Annotated in this window: 16 protein-coding genes; 9 read left to right on the forward strand and 7 right to left on the reverse strand. The window is 45.1% G+C overall.

Features of this window, described 5'->3' with window-relative positions; all coding sequences use genetic code 11:
- The first annotated feature begins 413 nt into the window (after positions 1-413).
- Positions 414-719: a hypothetical protein gene (locus tag L0659_RS00125; RefSeq protein WP_235123473.1), complete on the forward strand. Its 306-nt coding sequence runs from the start codon at positions 414-416 to the stop codon at positions 717-719.
- Between the two features lie 130 nt (positions 720-849).
- On the forward strand, positions 850-2,220 hold the full coding sequence (locus L0659_RS00130) for a sigma-54 dependent transcriptional regulator (protein WP_235123474.1): 1,371 nt from the start codon (positions 850-852) through the stop codon (positions 2,218-2,220).
- Here L0659_RS00130 and L0659_RS00135 read toward each other — a convergent pair.
- The 3 genes from L0659_RS00135 to L0659_RS00145 form a co-directional block, all read right to left on the reverse strand.
- Positions 2,208-4,748, reverse strand: a complete 2,541-nt coding sequence (locus L0659_RS00135) for a hybrid sensor histidine kinase/response regulator (RefSeq protein WP_235123476.1) — start codon at positions 4,746-4,748, stop codon at positions 2,208-2,210. The genes L0659_RS00130 and L0659_RS00135 overlap by 13 nt on opposite strands.
- Before the next feature lie 173 nt (positions 4,749-4,921).
- Positions 4,922-6,856, reverse strand: a complete 1,935-nt coding sequence (locus L0659_RS00140) for a c-type cytochrome (RefSeq protein WP_235123477.1) — start codon at positions 6,854-6,856, stop codon at positions 4,922-4,924.
- A 29-nt stretch (positions 6,857-6,885) separates the two neighbouring features.
- Positions 6,886-8,730 carry a family 16 glycoside hydrolase gene (locus L0659_RS00145; protein ID WP_235123478.1) on the reverse strand — a complete coding sequence of 615 codons (1,845 nt, stop codon included), beginning with the start codon at positions 8,728-8,730 and terminating at the stop codon, positions 6,886-6,888.
- A gap of 191 nt (positions 8,731-8,921) precedes the next feature.
- On the opposite strand from L0659_RS00145, the gene L0659_RS00150 reads away from it, so the two are divergent.
- From L0659_RS00150 to L0659_RS00170, 5 genes are all read left to right on the forward strand, one after another.
- Positions 8,922-9,686, forward strand: a complete 765-nt coding sequence (locus tag L0659_RS00150; protein ID WP_235123479.1) for a DUF1080 domain-containing protein — start codon at positions 8,922-8,924, stop codon at positions 9,684-9,686.
- A 125-nt stretch (positions 9,687-9,811) separates the two neighbouring features.
- Entirely contained in the window at positions 9,812-10,378 is a 567-nt protein-coding gene (locus L0659_RS00155) for a hypothetical protein (protein ID WP_235123480.1), read from the forward strand.
- A 93-nt stretch (positions 10,379-10,471) separates the two neighbouring features.
- Positions 10,472-11,164, forward strand: coding sequence for a hypothetical protein (locus L0659_RS00160; protein WP_235123481.1), 693 nt, complete (start codon positions 10,472-10,474; stop codon positions 11,162-11,164).
- 70 nt (positions 11,165-11,234) lie between these two features.
- The gene (glgP, locus tag L0659_RS00165) at positions 11,235-12,881 is read left to right on the forward strand and encodes an alpha-glucan family phosphorylase (protein WP_235123482.1); all 1,647 of its coding nucleotides are present in this window, start codon (positions 11,235-11,237) and stop codon (positions 12,879-12,881) included.
- Positions 12,882-12,958: 77 nt separating this feature from the next.
- Positions 12,959-13,558 carry a Uma2 family endonuclease gene (locus L0659_RS00170; RefSeq protein WP_235123483.1) on the forward strand — a complete coding sequence of 200 codons (600 nt, stop codon included), beginning with the start codon at positions 12,959-12,961 and terminating at the stop codon, positions 13,556-13,558.
- A 3-nt stretch (positions 13,559-13,561) separates the two neighbouring features.
- Here L0659_RS00170 and L0659_RS00175 read toward each other — a convergent pair whose 3' ends face one another.
- The 4 genes from L0659_RS00175 to L0659_RS00190 form a co-directional block, all read right to left on the reverse strand.
- Positions 13,562-14,470, reverse strand: a complete 909-nt coding sequence (locus tag L0659_RS00175; protein ID WP_235123485.1) for an NAD(P)-dependent oxidoreductase — start codon at positions 14,468-14,470, stop codon at positions 13,562-13,564.
- Positions 14,470-15,177: a peptidylprolyl isomerase gene (locus tag L0659_RS00180; protein WP_235123486.1), complete on the reverse strand. Its 708-nt coding sequence runs from the start codon at positions 15,175-15,177 to the stop codon at positions 14,470-14,472. Before L0659_RS00180 ends, L0659_RS00175 begins: the two co-directional genes overlap by 1 nt.
- A gap of 5 nt (positions 15,178-15,182) precedes the next feature.
- Positions 15,183-15,773 (reverse strand): hypothetical protein, encoded by a 591-nt coding sequence (locus L0659_RS00185; protein WP_235123487.1) that lies wholly within the window; start codon positions 15,771-15,773, stop codon positions 15,183-15,185.
- Between the two features lie 118 nt (positions 15,774-15,891).
- Positions 15,892-17,316, reverse strand: a complete 1,425-nt coding sequence (locus L0659_RS00190; protein WP_235123488.1) for a BamA/TamA family outer membrane protein — start codon at positions 17,314-17,316, stop codon at positions 15,892-15,894.
- A gap of 172 nt (positions 17,317-17,488) precedes the next feature.
- Between L0659_RS00190 and L0659_RS00195 the strand changes: the two genes are divergently transcribed.
- Together L0659_RS00195 and L0659_RS00200 are read left to right on the forward strand one after the other, a co-directional pair.
- Positions 17,489-17,707 carry a hypothetical protein gene (locus L0659_RS00195; RefSeq protein WP_235123489.1) on the forward strand — a complete coding sequence of 73 codons (219 nt, stop codon included), beginning with the start codon at positions 17,489-17,491 and terminating at the stop codon, positions 17,705-17,707.
- Between the two features lie 139 nt (positions 17,708-17,846).
- Positions 17,847-21,191 (forward strand): SusC/RagA family TonB-linked outer membrane protein, encoded by a 3,345-nt coding sequence (locus tag L0659_RS00200; RefSeq protein ID WP_235123490.1) that lies wholly within the window; start codon positions 17,847-17,849, stop codon positions 21,189-21,191.
- Positions 21,192-21,219 lie beyond the last annotated feature (28 nt).

Raw genomic sequence — 21,219 nt, forward strand, 5'->3', positions numbered from 1 at the left:
TTGATGCTTCGGATAATCCGATATTGAAAAGTAACGTTGAGTAAATATTCTTTTATATAAAACGCCCAACGAGGCTATATTGCTCAAAAGTTGTAGATAAAATACTAGGGGTTACAAAGTAAGTATTGCTACGCAAAGATAACTTATTCCTCGACTTTTGAAGCAGTTGCTGGTCGAAAAATTTGGATCTTTTTCTAAATGCATTTCTTATAGTATCTAACAAGTGCAAATTGCTAACTAGCTCCAAATCTGCTGTTTAATGCTACAACATGTTGAAAGATCGTACATTCGGCATTGTGCGGATTTTGCAGGAAATTTGTTAATATCTGATTATCAACTTAATTTGGCTAGCGCTGGTTGTGGCATCAATTTATCATAAACCAATGTAAAATTACCTAACACGATCAATTAAGATGAAGAAGATAATCCTATCCATAACGCTCATGGCTATTCTGGGCATGGCTGGTGCGCAAGCCTCTACGATAAGCCCGGCAAAATTTGCATCTTGTGTATCTCAGGATAAAGTCGCTGTCCGGCCGGATGACCTGCCCGAGGCTGTTAAAAATACACTTTCGGGAGATGCTTATGCCGACTGGAAAGTTACCAGCGCTTTTCTGGTAACAAAGGAAGATAACTCGCAGTATTTTGAGATCAATGCAAGGAAAGGAGAAGAGTCAACGGTCGTCAATTTGGATAAATACGGAAAGAAAGTTGATTAAAACTTCACGATATATTTATTAGTTCAAAATGAAAAGCCGGAGATTTCTCCGGCTTTTGGCGTTTGTTTTTATAATTTTACATTTCCCCTGCTCGTTAGTTAGTATTTATTTTTGATAATCAAAACACCCCATGGCCCACCTGCTCCTCGTAGAAGACGATACTACATTTTCAAAGCTGCTTAGCAATTTCCTTGGTAAGCATGGCCATTCGGTTAAAGTCTGTTCGAATATTAAGGAAGCAAGAGAAGCGCTGAAAAGTAACGATACAGACGAGCCTTTTGAAGTGTTAATGTTGGATTATCGCCTTCCGGATGGTAATTCGGTCGATTTTCTGAAAGCGCTGAGGAGCGAAGGAAACCGTACTGCGGCATTTATCATGACCAGTTTTCATGATGTGCGAACAGCTGTTACAGCCATGCAGATCGGTGCTTTTGACTACATCACCAAGCCGGTTAATCCGGAGGAACTGCTTATGGTACTACGGGAAGCACTCAACAAATCCGAATCAGCAGACACTAAGTCGACGCTAAAAACGAAGACCAATCCGAAGTCTGATAAGCAATCGCTGGAATTCATTGAGGGCAAAAGCAAGATTTCGAAGCAGCTTTATGAATATGTAAGATTGGTTTCGCCTACGGATATGTCCGTAATTATCCAGGGAGAAAGCGGAACAGGCAAGGAGCATGTTGCGAAATCGATCCATAAAATGAGCAAACGTAGTAACGGGCCGTTTGTAGCGATCGATTGCGGTTCATTGTCCAAAGAGCTTGCCGCCAGCGAACTGTTTGGTCATAAAAAGGGTGCGTTTACGGGTGCATTACAGGATAAGATCGGGCAGTTTGAAGCCGCTGATGGCGGAACGTTGTTCCTGGATGAAATCGGTAACCTCGGATATGACGTTCAAATCAAGCTTTTACGCGCTTTGCAGGAGCGGATCATTGTGCCGATCGGAGCCACGCAACAAGTTAAGGTGGACGTGCGGCTGATCGCAGCGACCAACGAAGACTTGATGACCAGTGCCGCCAACGGCGATTTCCGGGATGATCTTTATCACAGATTGAATGAATTTAAAATAGAAGTCCCCGCGCTGAGAAAAAGAGGTGAGGACCTGGGCATATTTATTCAACATTTTGTAGACAAAGCGAACGAGGAATTAGGCAGGAACGTGCGTGAACTGTCCAAAGAAGTGATGGACGTTTTCCATAAATACGACTGGCCGGGAAATTTGCGGGAGCTGAACAATGTCATTAAACGCCTTGTGCTGTTGTCGAAAGAAGAAGTGGCAACTTTAAGCGCATTGCCGGCCGAAATGATCACGGCCCTGGAAGATCAGCAAAAACCAACGGGTTCAGACCTGAAAGCTTTGCAGGAAACGCATGAAAAAGAGATGATTGAGAAGGTTTTGCAGGAAGTTCGTTACAATAAGAGCAAAGCGGCTAAACTGCTAAACATTGACAGGAAAACGCTTTATTACAAGATAGAAAAATATCATATCGAGTAAGCCAGGGCCCTTTCTTCAACCTGTTCAACCACGATAGCAGCGCTTTTTACGACCTGCTGCATTTCTGTTATCGAAATTTGAGACGGATCCTCGCTTAAAGCGATTTCAAAATGACGGAATTTTGCCGAGAGCTCACGGGCGCCAATTTGTCCCGTACGGCCTGCCAGGCGGTGCATTAGTTCCTGCGCTTTGTCAAATTCGCTGTTCTGGATGTACAGATCCAGATCGCTTACATCCTTTCTGGAATCCTTTACAAATTGTTCCAAAATCTCCCTGAGCAAGCTTTCGTCACCAAAAGTCATTTCATTTAACGAAGTAAAATCAAGTGCTGTTTCAGGATTTGAGATTGCGATTTGTTCCGGAACCTCGGCGATCGGAGAGGATGCTTCCAGCAATTCCAGCAGTTCGTTGGAATGGAATGGCTTCATTAAATAACCGTCAAAACCCATCCCTAGCAAGCCTTTTCGCTCTTCGGGAAGCGCCTGTGCCGTCAAAACGAAGAATTTGGTGCTATCGGAGGCAGATTGCCGGAGGCGCTTGCAAAGCTCCGCGCCGTTCATGCCGGGCATGCGCATATCCGTAAGTACAAACCTTACCTGCGGGTCCCATGGTCTGCTTAAAACCTCTTCTGCGGAAGAAAAACATGTATGCGGAATGCCGTTCATTTCCAAAACGGACGAACACCATTTAAGTATGAAAGCATCGTCATCGACGAGCCACACTTTTCCGACCACATTATAATTCCTGTCGTGTGTTTCTTCCGGCACTATTTCCAGTGTTTCAGCTTTTTTCATACGGGTGGTTACAAAAAAAGTCGTGCCCTTCCCGAGCGTGCTTTTCACTTTAATCTTTCCTGACATGCCTTCTACCAATGCCTTTACAATGCTAAGGCCCAAGCCCGTGCCACCATATTTACGAGATATGGAAGGATCGGCCTGCTCAAATTGGTTGAAGACCCGCTGAACCTGTTCGGGTGATAAGCCAATGCCCGTATCTAAGATTTGAAACTCAATTTCAAGATCGCTGTCACTCTCAAAACCCGTAACCTGCAAGATTACTTCGCCTGTTTCGGTAAACTTGATAGCATTAGTAAGCAGGTTATAAAGGATCTGGCGCAACCGGAACGGGTCACCATTCAGGTATAGTTTGGGGGAAAGCGCATTTTCCAGTTTTAGGGCAAGTCCTTTTGAAGCCGCCGTTGGCCGCAGCATTTGAACCACTTCGTTAAGCAATGGGGTGATGGCGAAAGTCCTTTCTTCAAATGTAAAGCGATCGGAGATAATGCGGCTGTAATCCAGGACTTCATTAACAAGATGCAGCAAGTGTTCTGAGGCGGAATGCAGCGTTTCAAGATCCTGCCGCTTGGGTTTCTCGTCCTTTTTTAATGCTTCGGTATAGCCAATAATGGATTGCAGCGGCGTACGGATCTCGTGGCTCATATTGGACAGGAACCGCTGCTTGGCCATGCTGTGATATTCGGCCTCCTCTTTGGCTTCTTCTAGCTGGCTGCGATAGGCGTTGCTTTTGGTAATGTCCGTAAAAATGAGATACGAAAGCATGGCAGTCAGGAAAAAGAACCCTAGCATGATATATTCCAATGTATTAATGCTGCCAGTTACGATATTTTTCGATCTCGAACCTTCCAGATTGGATTCTTTCAGCACTTCGGCTTCCACTTCCTGCATGACGTCTAGCAACTGCTGTACGAGTGAATTGCCAGCCGTAGCAAGTTCCTGTTCCCTGTCCACAAAGCTGGTGGTCCTGATCTTCTGTGATTTTTCAATGGCGTGCACTGCTTCACCCACTTTCTCAATGGTGCTATCTTCCTGGGCAACGGTGATGGTATCGACCTGAACATTCACTTCCTGTTTCTGGACCACTTTTGCAGGTGGCGGAGGAATGTTTTTCTTTGCTTTTTTCGAACCGCCAAAAACGCGGTTGAAAAATCCTTTTTTCTCGCTTGCTTGCTGTATAGAGTCTGGTAATTCGGTGTAAACGGTTGTTGTAGTAGTTCTTTTTTCTGTTTTTACAACCGTGCTGTCCGGTTTCAATTTGGTGGTGATCAGCCCTGAAATGGATTTAACTTCTTCTTCCAGGTCTTTGTTATTAACCAGCTTGGAGCGCACTTTGACATACTTCCCAAAAATTTTCTCCCGCTCGTTCAGCAGGCTTTTCATGGAATCAATGCGAATGATCTGAAGGTGGTCGTCGAGGCTCATATTGCTCAGCGAATCCAGCGTCGCAATGAGCTCTTTGGATTGTGCTAAGACCTGCTCGTTCTTTTCCTCACCTTTTAATGTGCGTGTGTTTTGTAAATGGCTGAGCTGGATAATGTTTTTGAATACCTTATTGACCAACCTAAGCTTGTCGTTTGGCGTGGACATTACTTCCAGCTTGATCAGCATATCTTCAAAAGCTTCCTTACTGATGATCCACGACGTGCCTAATGCCAGCGACGCCAAAAGGAACCCAAGCAAAACTTTGCCTTTGACTGATTTCAGGAAAAAAAGGTCACGTAGAGCGGACATATAGGAATGTAGTATGCATGTCTTTAACGAATTTTCAATCGCAAAAGGTGCAATTCAGCTGCATCTGTCTGATTTAGAATGTGAATATAACTAAAAAAAGGCTGTCCACATATTTGGACAGCCTTTCCAATCGTATTTCAAAAAGCACTTTGCAGCTGCAAAATGCAGGTTAGTTATTTAGCAAGGGAGTTGATCCAGGAAGCGATTTTCATGGCATCAGACTTCGAAACTTGTGGCATAGGAGGCATTGGCGTTGCATAATCCGGCCAGTTTTCAGGTTTTGGATGATAGATCAGATCAACGATCTTCTCATTGCTGTATTTGCGTTTGGCAACATCCAGGTAAGATGGGCCAACCACCTTCTTGTCAGCAGCGTGGCAAGCCAGACAAGTATTTTTTTCCAAAAGCGGTTTTACTTCTGCAAACGTAGGCACTTTCATGGCTGCGCCTTTGCCGGTAGTTGCTTTGCCTTTTCCATCCGGAGAAACGTGCTCTTTTTCAGGCGCAGCAACCGAAGCAGCCGCTTTTCCTGATCTGGTCGTTTTCAGGTCAGAAACTTTCAATTTCTCGCCATCAGGAATGTTGTTCAATGTATAGTAAGCATCCGTATGAACAAGCGACCAGCTGTTTGTTGCAGCACGAACGCCTTCCAGCTGGATTTTATGCACATAATACTGACGCATTCCATCCAATACAATCCTCACTTTTTTAGCATCGTCAGAAACTTTTACTCCCACCACTTTCACTTCCTTCGTATCGATCGGAGGACTGCCGTAAACTGGATAATGTTTGTACAAATAGCTGCTGACATTGTAAGAATCAAGATCTTCCGCAGATTTGCGATCAACGGGCATTGTGAATTCAATTTCAAAACCGTCCGGCTGCGCCTTCACAGTGTACATTTCAAATGGCATTTTACCATTCCATACCAAACGCTGCAAACCCTGGTTAGCATCTCCGGCCGAACCCCATCCGCGGTTTGTTTCACCTACGAACATGGAACCGTCTTTATCAAAAGCCATACGCAAAACTCCCGACTGGAAACCGCTGCGGAAACCAATGCTCGCACCCTGGTATTCGCCTTTTACTTTTTCCAAAACAATACGCATAATGTTGCTTTGTCCCTGGTCGCCCACGAAAACCTGTCCCGTAAATGGTCCGAAATTGCCTTTCGTATTATCCAAAATCAGCTCCGAAGTAGAAACTCCGTGCACACCATAAGGAAGCCAAACAGCCGGAAGCTGCACCATATCGTATTTTTCTTTGAATTGATAAAGGAATTGCGGCGTTTCGTTGCCGGTGTTTTCCGGTTTGATTGCGCGTCCTTTGTCGTCTTTGTGCTGGCGGTTGTCGCGCTCAGCGAAGAATTGCTTTTCTGTAAGTTTCACCGGTGTGCCCGCAGCCCATTTCAAACCGGCCGGGTGGCCCATGAAGCCTCCTTTTTTAACCTGGAAAATCCCGCCTGTTCCCATCCAGTCGCCCTGGTTGTCCGTATAAAACAGCTCACCGTCCAGCATGCTGATTCCCGCAGGGGAGCGCACGCCTGTTGCGTATGGTTCGTATTTGCCATCGTTTGTAATATGGAAAATCCAGCCACGACCAGGAACACGGCTTTCGCCTCTCCACCATTCTTCGTCACCAAATGCCACGTTACCGCTCACAAAAAAGCTTCCATCCGGTGCCAGTTTTGGCCCGAAAGAATATTCATGATAATGTCCGGACAATGGCCATGCGTAAACCGTTTCGTAAACATCCGCTTTGCCATCGCCGTTTTTGTCAACCAGCTTGGTAAGCTCGCCGCGTTGTGCGCAATACAATGCACCTTCTTTGTAAGCAAGGCCAAGGATTTCATGCAAACCTGTTGCGAATTTTCTGAAATAAGGTGTCCGGCTGGTAGGGTTATCCACGATCCAGACTTCACCACGGCGTGTGGAAATGGCCAGCGAGCCATTCGGCATGGTGGTTAGTCCGCCTACTTCAAGGATAATCCCTTCGGGAATGGGCGGGGTAATAATTTTGTAAAAGTCTTCTTCTTTCGGTGATTCCTGCGCTTTCAGCATGGAAATCGTTGCGAGAAGAACAAACGCTATTTGAGCAATTTTTTTCATTATATATGAATGTCTATAAGGATTTTGAATCAGAACAGGATCGAATATTTCACTTCACCATTTGTAACCGGCACCAATAATTCCTGCGAGCCGTCAGCGCTTCTGATCTCAGGTTTAACACTTTTATCAGCCAATTGAATGTAGTACGACTTGTTGTCAACGGCATAAAGTCCATCCGCCACTTTTTCAATGTTCGCTCCGTCAGCCAGTCTGGCAACGAGGTCTTTTGAAGGATTGTTTACCTTAATAATTCTCTCGAAATATTGGTTATTCACTACGGAAATGTAATCTGTTACGGCTGAACCAAATGCCTGATACTGGAAAGTAGGAACGTCCTGGTCGTCCAGAACATAGCCTTTTGGACGGTAACCGCTGCCGGTTGTGTCTGCCTGCCATTTTCCTTTTGCTGATTTGCCAAGGACCATATCATTGCCCAAAAGCGTCACACTTCCTCTCGGACGGGAAGATCCGTCGCCGCGGTCGTGCCACATAGGCGTTGCATCCAGGAACTCGCCGCGCCAAACCTGCAAAACTGCACCTTTGTCCAAATCATATGTGTAATGGAGATTGGTAGGGCTTCCTACCGAAACTGCGTGCACCACACGCTGTCTTTTCTCTTTGCCTTTTTTGAAATCCATAAAACTCCGGGTAACATTGTTTGTTCCCGCAGAGATCAGGATCGGATCATTCACGCCGCCGGCCATAGCAGAGCTTTTGGTATGATAAGCAATTTCCCTGAAACCAGGTCCGCTTACCCAAAGTCCAAGCACAGGGCGCATCCAGCCATCTTTTTTATTGTTGAATATTTCAATGGTATGGTCACCCGCTTTCAGGTTTACTTTTCCTTCACGGAATTCATTGTTGGATTTCCATTGGGCATCGATGACATATTTTCCGTCGATTTTCAAGTAAGAATTTCCCGAAGCCTGCAATTTGAAATTGTAATCACCATCCGTAGCAGCATTGTAGCGTCCTGTATATACGTAAGAGTAATTATTATTCTCCTTTAAAATCTCCCAGCTCAATGCTTCGGATTTACCCGTCTCAGCAGGTGTCATTTTTGAAAGATCTTCTGTTTCCGACAAAGCCCCATAGTAAGTTTTATAGCTTAGCTCCGATAATGTTCCCGGCTTTTTATCAAAATTATTGATCACAATGTTTTTGATCGCCAATGATCCGTGATCACCCTGGATGCGGATCGGGCCCATGGCCACATCTTCGCCGGTCAGTGAACCGCGGGTAGGGCCGCTAACTTCCACATTTTCATGGATCGTAACGCCATTTAACACGATAGAAAGAAATACGGCATTGGAAGTTTTCTTTCCGTTTGCGTCAAAACGTGGCGCTTGGTAAGAAATCTTGATATTTTGCCATAATCCCGGTGCTTTTGCCACATTAAAGCGCGGCGCATAGCCTTCGTAGCCTTTTTCGCCTTCGGGTTTTGAATCATTCCAACGCTCGTAAATTCCGCCATTATCATTGTATTTGGCAGTTTTTTTACCCCAGCTGTCAAAAAGTTGCACTTCATAGTTGCCTTGCAGGTAGATTCCGGAATTGGATCCTTTGGTCAGCATAAAATCAAGCTCAATGTCCAGATCTCCGTGTTTGAAATTAGAGATCAGTTCATATTGGTTGCCGTATTTTCCTTTTTCGTGTGTACAGGCCAGCACACCTTTTCCGCGCGTCGTGGTCAGTACATTTTCTTTGGAAATATCGGCTGCTGCATTACCGACGATCTTCCAGTTGTCGGATTTGGTAGTGAACGCACTCAGGTCGTTTAAGGGGATAGGCTGTTGTGCATAAGCGGATTGCATAGCAAATGCAGCAATCCCACCTGCAAAAAGTTGGAAAAGAGAACGGTTAATTTTAAACATACTTGAAGTAAGCTTGTATCGGTTTATTTAAAATGCTGTCCGGCCATCGGCCGACGCGGGTGCAAATTACGTGATAAGAATCCAAAATATTACATTTAATTAGGTGAGAACCGCGTTTGTTAATGCTTTTTACCTAATGTTGTGTTTTGATATTATTTCAATAGTTATTAGACTAAAAGTTAAGTTTTAAAATGAAAAAACTAATCCTGACCGCGTTCAGCCTTGCAACGGCATTTGCTGCACATGCCCAGCTGCAACCTGCTAAGCAAACGCCCGAATCGAGTGAACTTTGGAGCCCGGTTCCCCGCGTAGTAACGCCTGGTAAACCGTCAACGGCTGTTTCCGGTTTTACCGCGCCTTCTGATGCAATCGTATTATTTGATGGAAAAAATCTGGATGCATGGGTTTCTGGCAAAGATGGCAAAGCGGCTGCTCCCTGGACTGTTGGTGACGGTGCAATGACTGTTGCTCCTAAATCAGGGGACATTCAAACAAAACAAACATTCGGAGATTACCAGCTGCACATTGAATGGCGTACACCTGCGAAAGTGGAAGGAAACAGCCAGGGTCGTGGTAACAGCGGTATTTTTATGCAAGGCATTTACGAATTGCAGGTTTTGGACAGCTATAACAACCCAACTTACTCCAACGGACAGGCCGGATCTATCTATAAGCAAACCATGCCACTTGTGAATGCAACTGTTGGACCGGGTGAATGGCAGGTTTATGACGTTGTTTACACAGCGCCGCATTTCAATAAGGACGGTCAGATGACGATCCCTCCATACATTACGGTGATCCACAATGGTGTTTTGGTTCAAAACCACACCATGATCCAGGGAACAACTCCTTACGTAGGTCAGCCAACGATTGAGCCACACGGAAAAGGGCCGATCAAATTGCAGGACCACAACAATACAACGAGCTTCCGCAACATCTGGATCCGCGAGCTGTAAGAGTTTAGTAGGAATTCAGGTACAATATTTTAATGGCTTAAATGGTTTAACAGACTGTTTAAGCCATTTTTATTTGTCTGTTATCCTTTATATTAGTTTATCATTGGCGTTAAGAATTCATTGTCATGCAGGAGATTGAGCCTTATTACAATTGGGAAAAACATTATATAGCCAGCCATGACGAAAAATCGCCGTTCCATGGCCGGACTTACAATCTGGATTATTACGAAAATGCGATCTACGGTTACTATATACATCCGTTGTGGGACGAAATCGGTTCCGAAACGCTGTATGTGAAGATTCTTTTTGCTGATTATATGAAGCATTATGCAGTGATCGAAATGTTTGGTGAATGGAATGATGCGCTGCATAACGACATTATGTTTTTTAAAAGACAAGTCGTAGACCCGCTTGTCGATCAGGGCATTAACCAATTTATTTTAATGGGTGAGAATGTCCTGGATTTTCATGGAAGTGAGGATGATTACTACGCCGAATGGTTTGACGACATTGAAGACGGCTGGATTGCCGCGGTCAATTTCAGGGAACATGTAGAGGAGCAATGGAAGAAGTTCAAGCTCGATTACTATATCAACTTTGGAGGAACATTGCAGCTCAACAACTGGCGCACCATGCAGCCTGAGCCGTTTTACGAGCTAATTAAAAAATTGATGGTTAGAAGGTTAGAGTAGCACAAAGCTGTGTAGTTCCTTGCAACGTTGCCAACTCCTTTGTAGCTTTCGAAATCAACTGTTACATATTTTTCACCTTAAATTTCTTTCCCAATGGCCGAAAACGAAAAACCCACACCCGAAGAGGTGACAGAATCGCTTCAAAAGAAAGTTGAAGAGCTGAAAGAGCAAGCTGCTGAGGAAAAGGAGGAGATCGTGGATCAGGCAGAGGAAATAAATGAGGACGCAGAGTTGTTCGAGACAGACAAAGCGGATGAACTGGAAACAATAGCAGAAGAGGAAATACAGGAAGCAGGTGTGGCAGCAGATGGGATCAAGTCAGAGGTTTACGAAACGCTTGACGACCTGAAATCAGCCGGTGAATCCAAACTGGATAAGACCAAAGACGAAGCACTGGAACTGGAAGCTGAGGCGGAAGACAAATTTGAAGAGGTAAAATCAGTTGCAGCGGATAAAGTAGATGATTTTAAAGAGGGCGCGGCCGATAAAACCGAAGAGGCAAAAGAGATTGTAGCCACCATCAAAGAAGCGGCTACTGACAAGTATGAAGACATTAAGGACGCCGCCGCCGACAAATATGAAGATATCAGGGAAGATCTGAACGAAGCATTTGAAGAAACAAAAGCCATTGCCGCCGAAAAACTGGCCGAAGCACAACTTAAAGCGGAAGAACTCAGGGTGAAAGCCGCCGAGGAGATCCGGGAAGCAAAAGAAGCTGCTTCCGAAAAATATGTTGAAACCAAAACAAAAGCCAAAGGTTTCTGGGCTAGATTGTTTGGTAAATAATCAGGAAAAAAATTGCTTTTAAAACCTGTCGGATTCAATGCTGACAGGTTTCACTAAAACCTGCCTTTTAATGTCACAACAAACATTCTCACTTCCTTATAAGCATCCATTTACTGCGGATAACAAATACAAAAAATCAGTTGTTTATTTCTCAATGGAGTTTGCCGTAGATCAGGCGCTGAAAATTTACTCAGGAGGTCTCGGGTTTCTGGCTGGCTCGCATATGCGCAGCGTACATGCATTGAAGCAGAACCTGATAGGCGTGGGTATGCTCTGGAAATATGGTTATTACGATCAGGGCAGGAAAAAGGACGGCAGTATGCAGCCGGAATTTCACGAGAAAATGTATTCATTTCTTGTTGATACCAAAATCCGGTTTCAGATTCCCGTCATGGGCAAAGATGTCTGGATAGCAGCCTATTATCTGCCGCCGGACGTTTTCCAATCTGCACCATTATTCCTGCTGACTACTGATACAGACGGCAATGACGATGAGACGCGGGCGATAAGCTATTCGTTGTACGATGCAGATGTGACATATAAAGTGGCGCAGTGTATGGTGCTCGGGATTGGCGGCGCTCGTCTTTTAGAGGAATTGAGTTACGAACCTGAGGTGTATCATTATAATGAGGCGCACGCCGTTTCGGGTATTTTTCATTTGTTCAAAAAACTGAAAAAAGTTGCTGAGGTGAAGAAGCGCGTTGTTTTTACCACGCACACACCTGAGGAAGCGGGAAATGAAAAACACGACATTCACTTTCTGGATAAACTGGGTTTTTTCTCCGGGCTGGACCTGGACACTGTCCGCAAGATCAGTAACATTAAAGGCGACACTTTCAACCATTCGCTGGCAGCATTGAGCCTGAGCAGAAAAGCCAATGGCGTTTCAAAGCTTCACGGAGAAGTATCCCGGAATATGTGGAAATCGCACAAGAACATTGCCGAGATCGACCACATTACCAATGCGCAGAATAATACTTATTGGGTTGATAGTGAACTCGAAAGCGCACGGATAGCAAAAGATTCTGAAAGAATTTCTGCCCGTAAAAAGGAGCTGAAAAAGATTTTGTTCAAAACTGTTGCTGACCAATGCGGCAAAATATTTGATCCTAATGTGCTGACCATTGTCTGGGCTCGCAGATTTGCTGCGTATAAAAGGCCGGATATGCTCATTTGGGACCTTAAGCGCTTTCAAAAACTGATGGAAAACAAGGAACAACCGATCCAGGTGATCTGGGCAGGAAAGCCTTACCCAAAGGACGAAGGCGCTATTGACACTTTTAATAAGCTGTTTTATTCAAGCCACCATTTTTCCAATATGGCAGTGCTTACAGGTTACGAATTGGCACTTTCCAAATTACTGAAAGATGGTTCGGACGTTTGGCTTAACACGCCGGTTGTGACCCGTGAAGCATCAGGAACCAGTGGCATGACAGCGGCAATGAATGCTTCGCTCAATCTGTCAACATTCGACGGTTGGATTTGTGAATTCTCGAAGGATGGGGAGAACTCGTTTTTGCTTCCCGTTGCGGAAGGCGATGATATTAATAAGCAGGATTGCGATAATCTCATGCAAAAGCTGGAAACCTCTGTCATTCCAACCTACTACGCCAACCACAAAAAATGGCAGGAAATGGTCCTCAACAGCATGAACGACGTCAACGTATTTTTCAACTCCGACCGTATGGCGCGGGAGTATTATGAAAAGCTTTATTAAACGGGCGTTTTGGGAAATCTTAGGGTTTTATTAAGCGTTATAGAATTGGTAAATTGCTGCCTTTAAACTTACTCATCATGGATACATCACTGATCACAATGCCCGTGACCTTCAAAGTGGGGGACATCATGAGCGAAGATGAGTTCTTCAGGTTCTGCCAGATGAACGATATGCTGAACTTGGAGCGGGACAAACATGGCAATATCATTTTTATGTCACCGACTGGCAGCTTTACCGGAAAGTTTAATTTACGCATAGCAACCAAACTTCTCAACTGGCTTGATAGCAATAAGATTGCAGGTGAATTATTTGATTCTTCAACGGGCTTTACGCTTCCCAATGGCGCAGTAAGATCCCCGGATTTATCCTGGGTTCCGAAGGAAAAATGGGATGCATTATCGCAGAAGGAACAGGAGAAATTCGCACCCGTTTGCCCAGAATTTATTATTGAAATTCGTTCGCAATCTAATAGCTTGAAATATCTGCAAGATAAAATGCAGGAATATATGGAAAATGGGTGTCGGCTGGCTTGGCTGATTGATCGATATAAAATGCAGGTGCTTATTTATAGTCAAGGCAGGGAGATGCAAAAAATCAAAAGCCTGGACATTCAGCTTTCAGGGGACCCTGTCCTTCCTGGTTTCGTTCTAGATCTTGCTGCGATTGACAAATCCTGAGCATTAGCCACCAATCTGCTTTGCCAGTAACGCAATTCCTTCCCGAAATGTGTGCGGTTTGTAGCCCAGCACGTTTCGGGATTTTTGTAGGTCAAAACCAGTTCGTGGGGGGCGGCGCGCTGGTTGGGTGAATGATGACGCGTCGGTAGGTGAAATGAGTGATTTGTCCAGCGAAAAGTAATCGGCCGCCATCATGGCCATTTCATAAGGAGTGAGAAAGTCTTCTCCGGAAATGTGAAAAACGCCTTCCGCGCGTTGATCGGCGATTAAATAGCATCCCATTGCAAGATCTTCGGCTAATGTAGGCGTCCGGAACTGATCGGTGACGACCTTGATTGCCTTGCCTTCTTCCAGTGATTTTTTAACCCAAAGAATAATGTTGCTCCGGCTCATGTCGTGGGCTATGCCGTAAACCAGCACAGTCCGGGCAATGGCCCATTGAATGTCGGAATGCATGACGGCTTTCTCCGCAGCATATTTACTCCAACCATAAAAACTGATCGGATTAGGCTCATCTTCCTCTTTATATGGCCCGGAAGTTCCGTCGAAAATGAAGTCTGTGGAAACGTGTTCGAGGAAAATATTGTGCTTTTTACAGGCTTCGATCAGGATTTCAACGGCCGTCACATTCAGTTTCCAGCAAGCGTCTTTCTCCATTTCGCATTGATCCACATTCGTCATGGCGGCTGTGTGGATAATGACCTGCGGTTTTACCTGCGAAAGCACGCCATCCACCTGCACAGCATCGGTAACATCCATTTCCAGAAAGTGATAACCTTCCAAAACGTTTAACCGGTTTTCACCTTTTGCAGTGGCGAATGTTTCGTATTGGTCATTCCTAGCCAGCAACTCCACCAGTTTTTGCCCGAGCAGGCCATTTGAGCCGGTGATCAGTATTCGTTTTTTATGCATTAAGCTTCGTATTGCCAGCCGTATTTCTTCGTAATCTTTTTCTTCTTCATCTTTTTGACAGACATGTTCATGGAAACATTTTTCTCCGGTCTGTCACGTTCATCTTTTTCCACAGCACCAATCTTATCAATCACATCCATGCCATCGATCACCTGGCCAAAAACCGTGTAGGAGCCGTCCAAATGCGGTGTTCCGCCGATTTCCTCATAAACTTTTCGTTGAGAATCGGTTAGCTTTCTGGCTGCGCGGGCAGCCTGCTTGTTCAAGTCATTTTTGCTCCATTTCCGGCCCTGCACAATGTAAAACTGACATCCGCTGGATTCCTTGGCTGGATTATTGTCGCGGGCTGCAGCTAATGCGCCTTTCTGGTGGAACAGTTTGGGGCTGAATTCGGCAGGGATTTTGTAGCCATTATCACCTTTTCCAAGCAAATCCTCCGGCTTTGCATTCCTTGAATTCGGATCGCCACCCTGGATCATGAAATCATCTATGACGCGGTGGAAAAGCAAACCGTCGTAAAATTTATCTTTGGTCAGTTTAAGGAAATTGGCTTTGTGTTTGGGTGTTTCGTCGAATAGGATCACCCTGATGGTCCCCAGATCCGTTTTGATCGTTACAACATCATCTTTTTTTGAGCTCTTTTGGGCAAAAACACCCACAGAAAACAGGCATAGGATTGCCAGAACTAATGATTTTTTGGTTTTCATAAATTTTATTTTGCCGCGAGTACATTTTTATCGGTTGGGACAAACTGGAATTTCAATCCATAATCCTTTCCCTTTGAAACATCTTCCATATTAACCCGAACCGACTTTTTGTTCCAGGTAACCTTATTAGGTTCTTCCTTAGGTGCGTCATAATCCTTCGTGAAGTAATTTTTTCCAGCGTTCCAGAGCTGTTTTGTGGCTTCCGGACTGTTTAAATAAACATCGACGGTGATCCTGTTCACCTTTTTGTCGGGCGTTAAAAAATATTGGATATCAATGGTTTCCAGCTGCGGAGTCTCATCCGTGTATCCCAAATGATCTGCCGTTTCTTCAAACATTTCAAAATTTTCCGAAGCCTTCACCTTGCTGATCGGGTCGCCGAAAGAAATGCCCCGGAGAATGGCGCCTTCTGCTTTTTCAGTCCCCAAGATCGTTTGCAGCAATGCAGACTGGTCACTATTGAGGTCATTCTCAGCGGGCGCTTCAACCTTTACGGTATCGGTAGCCGCTTCGGATTTTTCGTTTGTTTTGGTATCACATCCTGAGATTGCCAGTGTAAAAATGACAGCAGCAAAACCGGTTTTGAAACTTTTCATGCGTGTAGAGGTTTTTTTCATTCAGTTTAGTATAAGTGTTACAATAGTCGTGCCTTCATTTTCAAAAAGGGCTTTTAATGGTGCAATGTAGCCATATTTGACAATTTTGAAAACGATTTCAAAATTCGCGGGAGACGTTAAAAAAGAATCGCCGCTCGCCTTTTCCGTTTAGCGTAAGGTTGAACCGCGCCAATATATTGTAAAAAGTAACAATATCCAGCCCCGCGCCGGCGCCGTAAAGCATAGAGTTTCCCAGCCTCGTGTTACTGAACTCCGGATAACTGTTTTTGACATAGCCAGCGTCTGCAAACGTATTGATGTAAGCGGCAAGTGGAATTGTATTGAATTGCTTGACCGGGATAAAGGAGAAATGTTTCTGGAATGAAAAGAGCTTGTATTTCAATTCATTTTTAAGCAATGCATAGTCCTGTCCGTCAACCACATAAAGCTCGTACCCGCGCACGAGGTCATTCCGGTAACCTAACCCGATCGTTTGCAGATAAGGCTGTCGTTTTGGCAAAGAAACCCTTCCCCGTACGCCCGTGTTGAAATACCACCTTTTGGAAATCGGAATGTATTTGCGGTAGGAGCCGTAAAAATAGGTCATATTAACATCGTCCGTCGGTAAAAGGCCCATCTTTGAAATCTGTAACCCTAGCGTTTGCCCCCGCAATGCATATTGAACATTATCACGCTTATCATAACTGAATGAATACGTTAGCTGGAAATAACGCTGGATTCTCCGACCATTCAACAGATAATTGGGATTCAACGTGGCAATCGTGTCCGAAATTTTGCTGTAACTCCAACGAAGGTCCGCCGTATGGAATGTGTAATATTTATTCCGGCGGCTGATGCTCACATAAGAATAAAATCTTTCACGGTTAATGTCCTCACTATTAAAGTATTGCAGCTTATCGCGCCATGTTCTGAAAGCGGTTGTTTTGTTTATAGAATAAGAAGAGCCCAGCGTAATACCGGTTTTTTGCGCTTTATCAATGTAGGGCAAAGTATAAGCAACCTCGAATTTTGGAATAAAACCAAACTCAGCCAGAAAACGCAGCTTATCCGCGCGGCCGGTCACATTGCCGTAACTCATGTATACGCCGTAAGTCGTTCGCGACAGATCGCGTTTCCGTTCGTACCACCATTCGTTGAAATTGCGGTCTGCAAGCTGGAAAACGGGAACAATGATGAGATACCAACGCTCTTTCACCACAATCCTGATGTCGGTCCGGGTAGAATCCGGATTGCTTTTCGGGATCAGGTCAACGGTGATAAATAAGTTGGTATTGACAATTTTCCTGCGATCGATTTCCAGCGTTTCTGCGAGCAATGCAGCGCTTAGTGTATCACCCGTTTTTACAGCCATTTCGCGCAGGATAATGCTGGCCCTGGTGCGGTGATTTCCTTCAAGCAGCATGTCGCCCACAACAATTGTCCCGGCAGTGTCGGTTTCAACGGTTTGCGCGTAAGCGGTTTGGATCAAAAGGATTACAAATAGCGGAAAGTATATGTTCTTATAGTGTCTTTTCAGGTTCATTCGTCACTGCCAGGTTTCGTCATAGAAACGATACTTCCCTTGAATTTGGTGAATTTTTGGTAAAAATAAGGCTATCTCAATTCACATAACGGTGCATTTAAAAAAACATATAATCGTGATAGTCTTTTCATAAACACAGTGAGTATCCTACAAAGACTTAACAGCTATTACTATGTCACTTTCCCGGGCTGAAACTTTGATTAATAAACTGATCACTAACAAAATCACCGGGGAAGAACTGTCCGAATTGCTGGAAGGCATCAACAGCGAAAAGGACCAGCAAAAATATTCGGACGCGCTTGAAGTTTACTTCGACTATCTACTCCGACAAAATCAGCCGAACGGGCAAACTGAGAACGGACATTCTCCGCACGAAACCGATAGTACATAATCAAAAATCCCAAGTAATGAATCAGAAACCTCCTTTACACTGAATGATCCACGAAAAATGACCCCGAATATTCAAGCCATTTCACGAAGCCTTTCCTCTGTTATCATGACTTATGACAATCACCTAAAATTTAAAGATTATGAATTCAATCTCTATCATTAATATGCGGCGCGGGTTTTGGTGTTTGCTCGCCGTGCTGCTTTTTGCCGGAGCGGAAGCTTCGGTGCTGGCAGCCGAAAAGACTGAAAATGCAAAACAGGGCGAAGCTGTTGCCAGAATCCGGGGAACAGTAACGTCAGCAGTAGACGGTGCAGTTGTTCCGGGCGTTAATGTGCTTGTAAAAGGCACGCAGGCAGGAACGACAACCGACGCTGCCGGAACATATTCCATTGACGTCACCGGAAATGATGCAGTTCTGGTCTTTTCCTATATTGGTTTCAATTCCATTGAAGTTCCGGTTCAGGGAAAAAGCGTGATCGACGTTGTTCTTGAAGAGAACGTAGCAACATTGCAGGAAGCGGTTGTTACGGCGCTTGGTATCAAAAGGGATGCACGTTCGCTGGGATATAATGTGGGCAAAGTCCAAGGCAAGGACATCGCCAATGTAGCGAATGAGAACGTGCTTACATCACTTTCGGGCCGGGTTTCGGGGGTTTCTATTAACCAAACGAGCGGTATCGGTTCTTCGATCAGCATTGTGATCAGGGGAGCGGCGTCATTGAAAAACAACCAGCCCTTATTTGTTGTGGATGGCGTGCCGCTGGCCAACAGCCTTGCTAACGTGAGTGAAAAAGGAAGCGGCAACAAAGTCGATTACGGTAATGCGATTTCGGACATTAACCCCGACGACATTGAGAGCATGTCGGTTTTGAAAGGACCCAGCGCGGCGGCACTTTATGGTTCCAGGGCTGGTAATGGCGTTATTTTGATCACAACCAAATCGGGCAAGAAGGGCAAAGGGCTTGGGGTTTCTTTCTCCACTTCCAATGTATTTGAAAAACCTTACAGATATCTTGATCTGCATTATAAATACGCAAATGGCGAGAGGCCTTTCCAGTTAGACGAATCGTCGGCATACTGGGGTGGGTTACCGCTGGATGCTGGTAATAAAGAAGTGCAGTGGAACAGCCCGCTGGATGCCGACGGCAAACCGATCCCGACTGAGCTGAGATCTTACAAAGACAATATGAAGAACTTCCTGCAAACGGGGATTACTTCTACCAATAACCTCACTGTTTCAGGTTCTTCTGATAAATCCACTTACCGGGTTTCTTATAATAACATGATCAACCGGGGGCTGATACCAAATTCAGATCTTTACCGGAACGGACTTTCGCTGGCAGGAACATTTGATATGGCAAAAAATCTGAAACTGAGCACGAATATCAATTTCGTTCGTTCCAGCTCGAACAGCCGTCCGCAAACTTCCGAACGGGATGGAAACCCGTTGCAGGCCGTTTATTACTCGCCCAGCTACAACATTGAGGACCTGAAAGGCGTCTGGAAGCCAGGTTTGGAAGAAATAGAACAGATGACCATAGCAAAAGGCGAAACGGACAATCCCTATTTTCTTGCTAAACATTTAACTAATGCGTATACCCGGGATCGTTTGTACGGCAACATTAAACTCGACTGGACGATTGCAGAGGGACTGACCGCTTTCGCGCGTTACTCACACGATATGTATGATGAAGATCGCGAAACCAAAATTCCATGGAGCTACAAAAGCATGGCAAAAGGCGGTTACTATCTTGAAAACATCGGCCGGAACGAAAGCAATGCAGATTTTTTGATTACCAAAACGATTAAGGCTGGTGATCTTGACATCAGCATTTCGGGTGGAGGTAACATTATGCAGCAGCACGGAAACAGCTCTGACCTGGGGGGCAGGGATCTTTCTGTGCCTGGATTGTATAACATTTCAAACATTCCGGTGGGTAACCGGATCGTTGGAAACGGAAGTTACAAAAAAGCCATTTACAGCTTATATGCTTTAAGTTCTATTGGTTTCAAAGATCAGCTTTACCTGGATTTGACAGCGCGTAACGACTGGTCAAGCACATTACCCGAAAGCAACCGCTCTTATTTCTATCCATCGGCATCATTGAGCTGGTTGGCGAGCACAACGTTTAATATGCCGTCCGCCGTTTCGTTGCTGAAATTCCGTGGAGGCTGGGCGCAGGTGGGTAATGATACTGATCCTTATCAATTGTATCCCAACCTTGGAACAGGAAACTGGGGCGACCTTGTTACTGCAAATCTGGGCGAAAACTTGCTGAACCCGGCATTACTTCCTGAAATCGCAACCTCAACAGAAGGTGGTGTTGACCTGAATTTATTCAACAACCGTTTGCGATTTGACATTACTTATTACGACAGGGCCAATACGAACCAGATTTTTAGTGTTCCAATGGCGCCGTCGACTGGTTATGCAAGCAAGAACATCAATGCTGGTAAGCTTGTAAGCCGTGGCTGGGAAATTGGTCTGGGCGGAACGCCTATCAGTAACCGTGGCGGATGGAGCCTGGATTTGAATGCAAATTTCAGCCGTAACCGCGTTACCGTGAAGGAATTGGCACCAAACTTCCCGTATTTTGAACAATGGGGTGAAAACGGAGCCGGCGCTTACACATTCGTAGGAGAGCAAATTGGAAATATGTACAGCCGCGGGTTTGCTACTGTTCAGGATAAAGATTCTCCTTACTATCGCTGGCCAATTATCGCCTATGATGGCGAAGGCGGTGATATGGACTGGCAGAGCTTGGGAGGACGCGAGAACAATGTAAAAGTAGGTAACTACAACCCGGATTTCCTCGTTGGTATGCAAGCCAATTTGACTTACAAAAGGTTCTCACTGGGATTAAGCTTCGACTGGCGGCAAGGAGGCGAGTTCATGTCATTCACGTATCGCTACGGAGAGTCTGACTGGAAATCACAACGCCAGATTGACAACTTGATCCCGGGAAGCCAATATAGCCCCGACGAGCTGGTTGCCTTGCTGAAATCAGATCCTGAAAAATACATTATCCCGCAAAACGGCAACTTCCCGAGAGTAGGAGGGCATACGGCTGCAACGGGTGGCTTCGGGCCGGATGGCGACGGAGCATTTATTCCGGGTGTTTGGCAGGATGAGGCGGGCGCATACCACGAATGGCTGGGCGGAGCAGGCACTAAATATTTGCCTATTACTGCCGTGTATCCGTGGAGCTTCAACCAGCAGGTTACATTTGACGCATCATTTGTAAAGCTGCGCGAAGTAACATTGTCTTACAAAATTCCAAGTCTTTTCGGTGTTGTAAAGAATGCAAATTTGTCGGTATACACCAGGAACATTATGTTGTGGACCGCTTCAAAGATCGGAATCGATCCTGAGCGTGCATTCTGGGCTGATCCTAACAAAGGAGGTTTTCGCCAGGGGATTGAAAGACAAAACGTGATGCCGTGGACAATCCCGTTTGGATTTAAGCTGAATTTCGATTTCTGATCAGATTCTTTTGCTCATCATACTTTAA

Source organism: Dyadobacter sp. CY347 (genome assembly GCF_021502655.1).
Lineage (GTDB): Bacteria > Bacteroidota > Bacteroidia > Cytophagales > Spirosomataceae > Dyadobacter.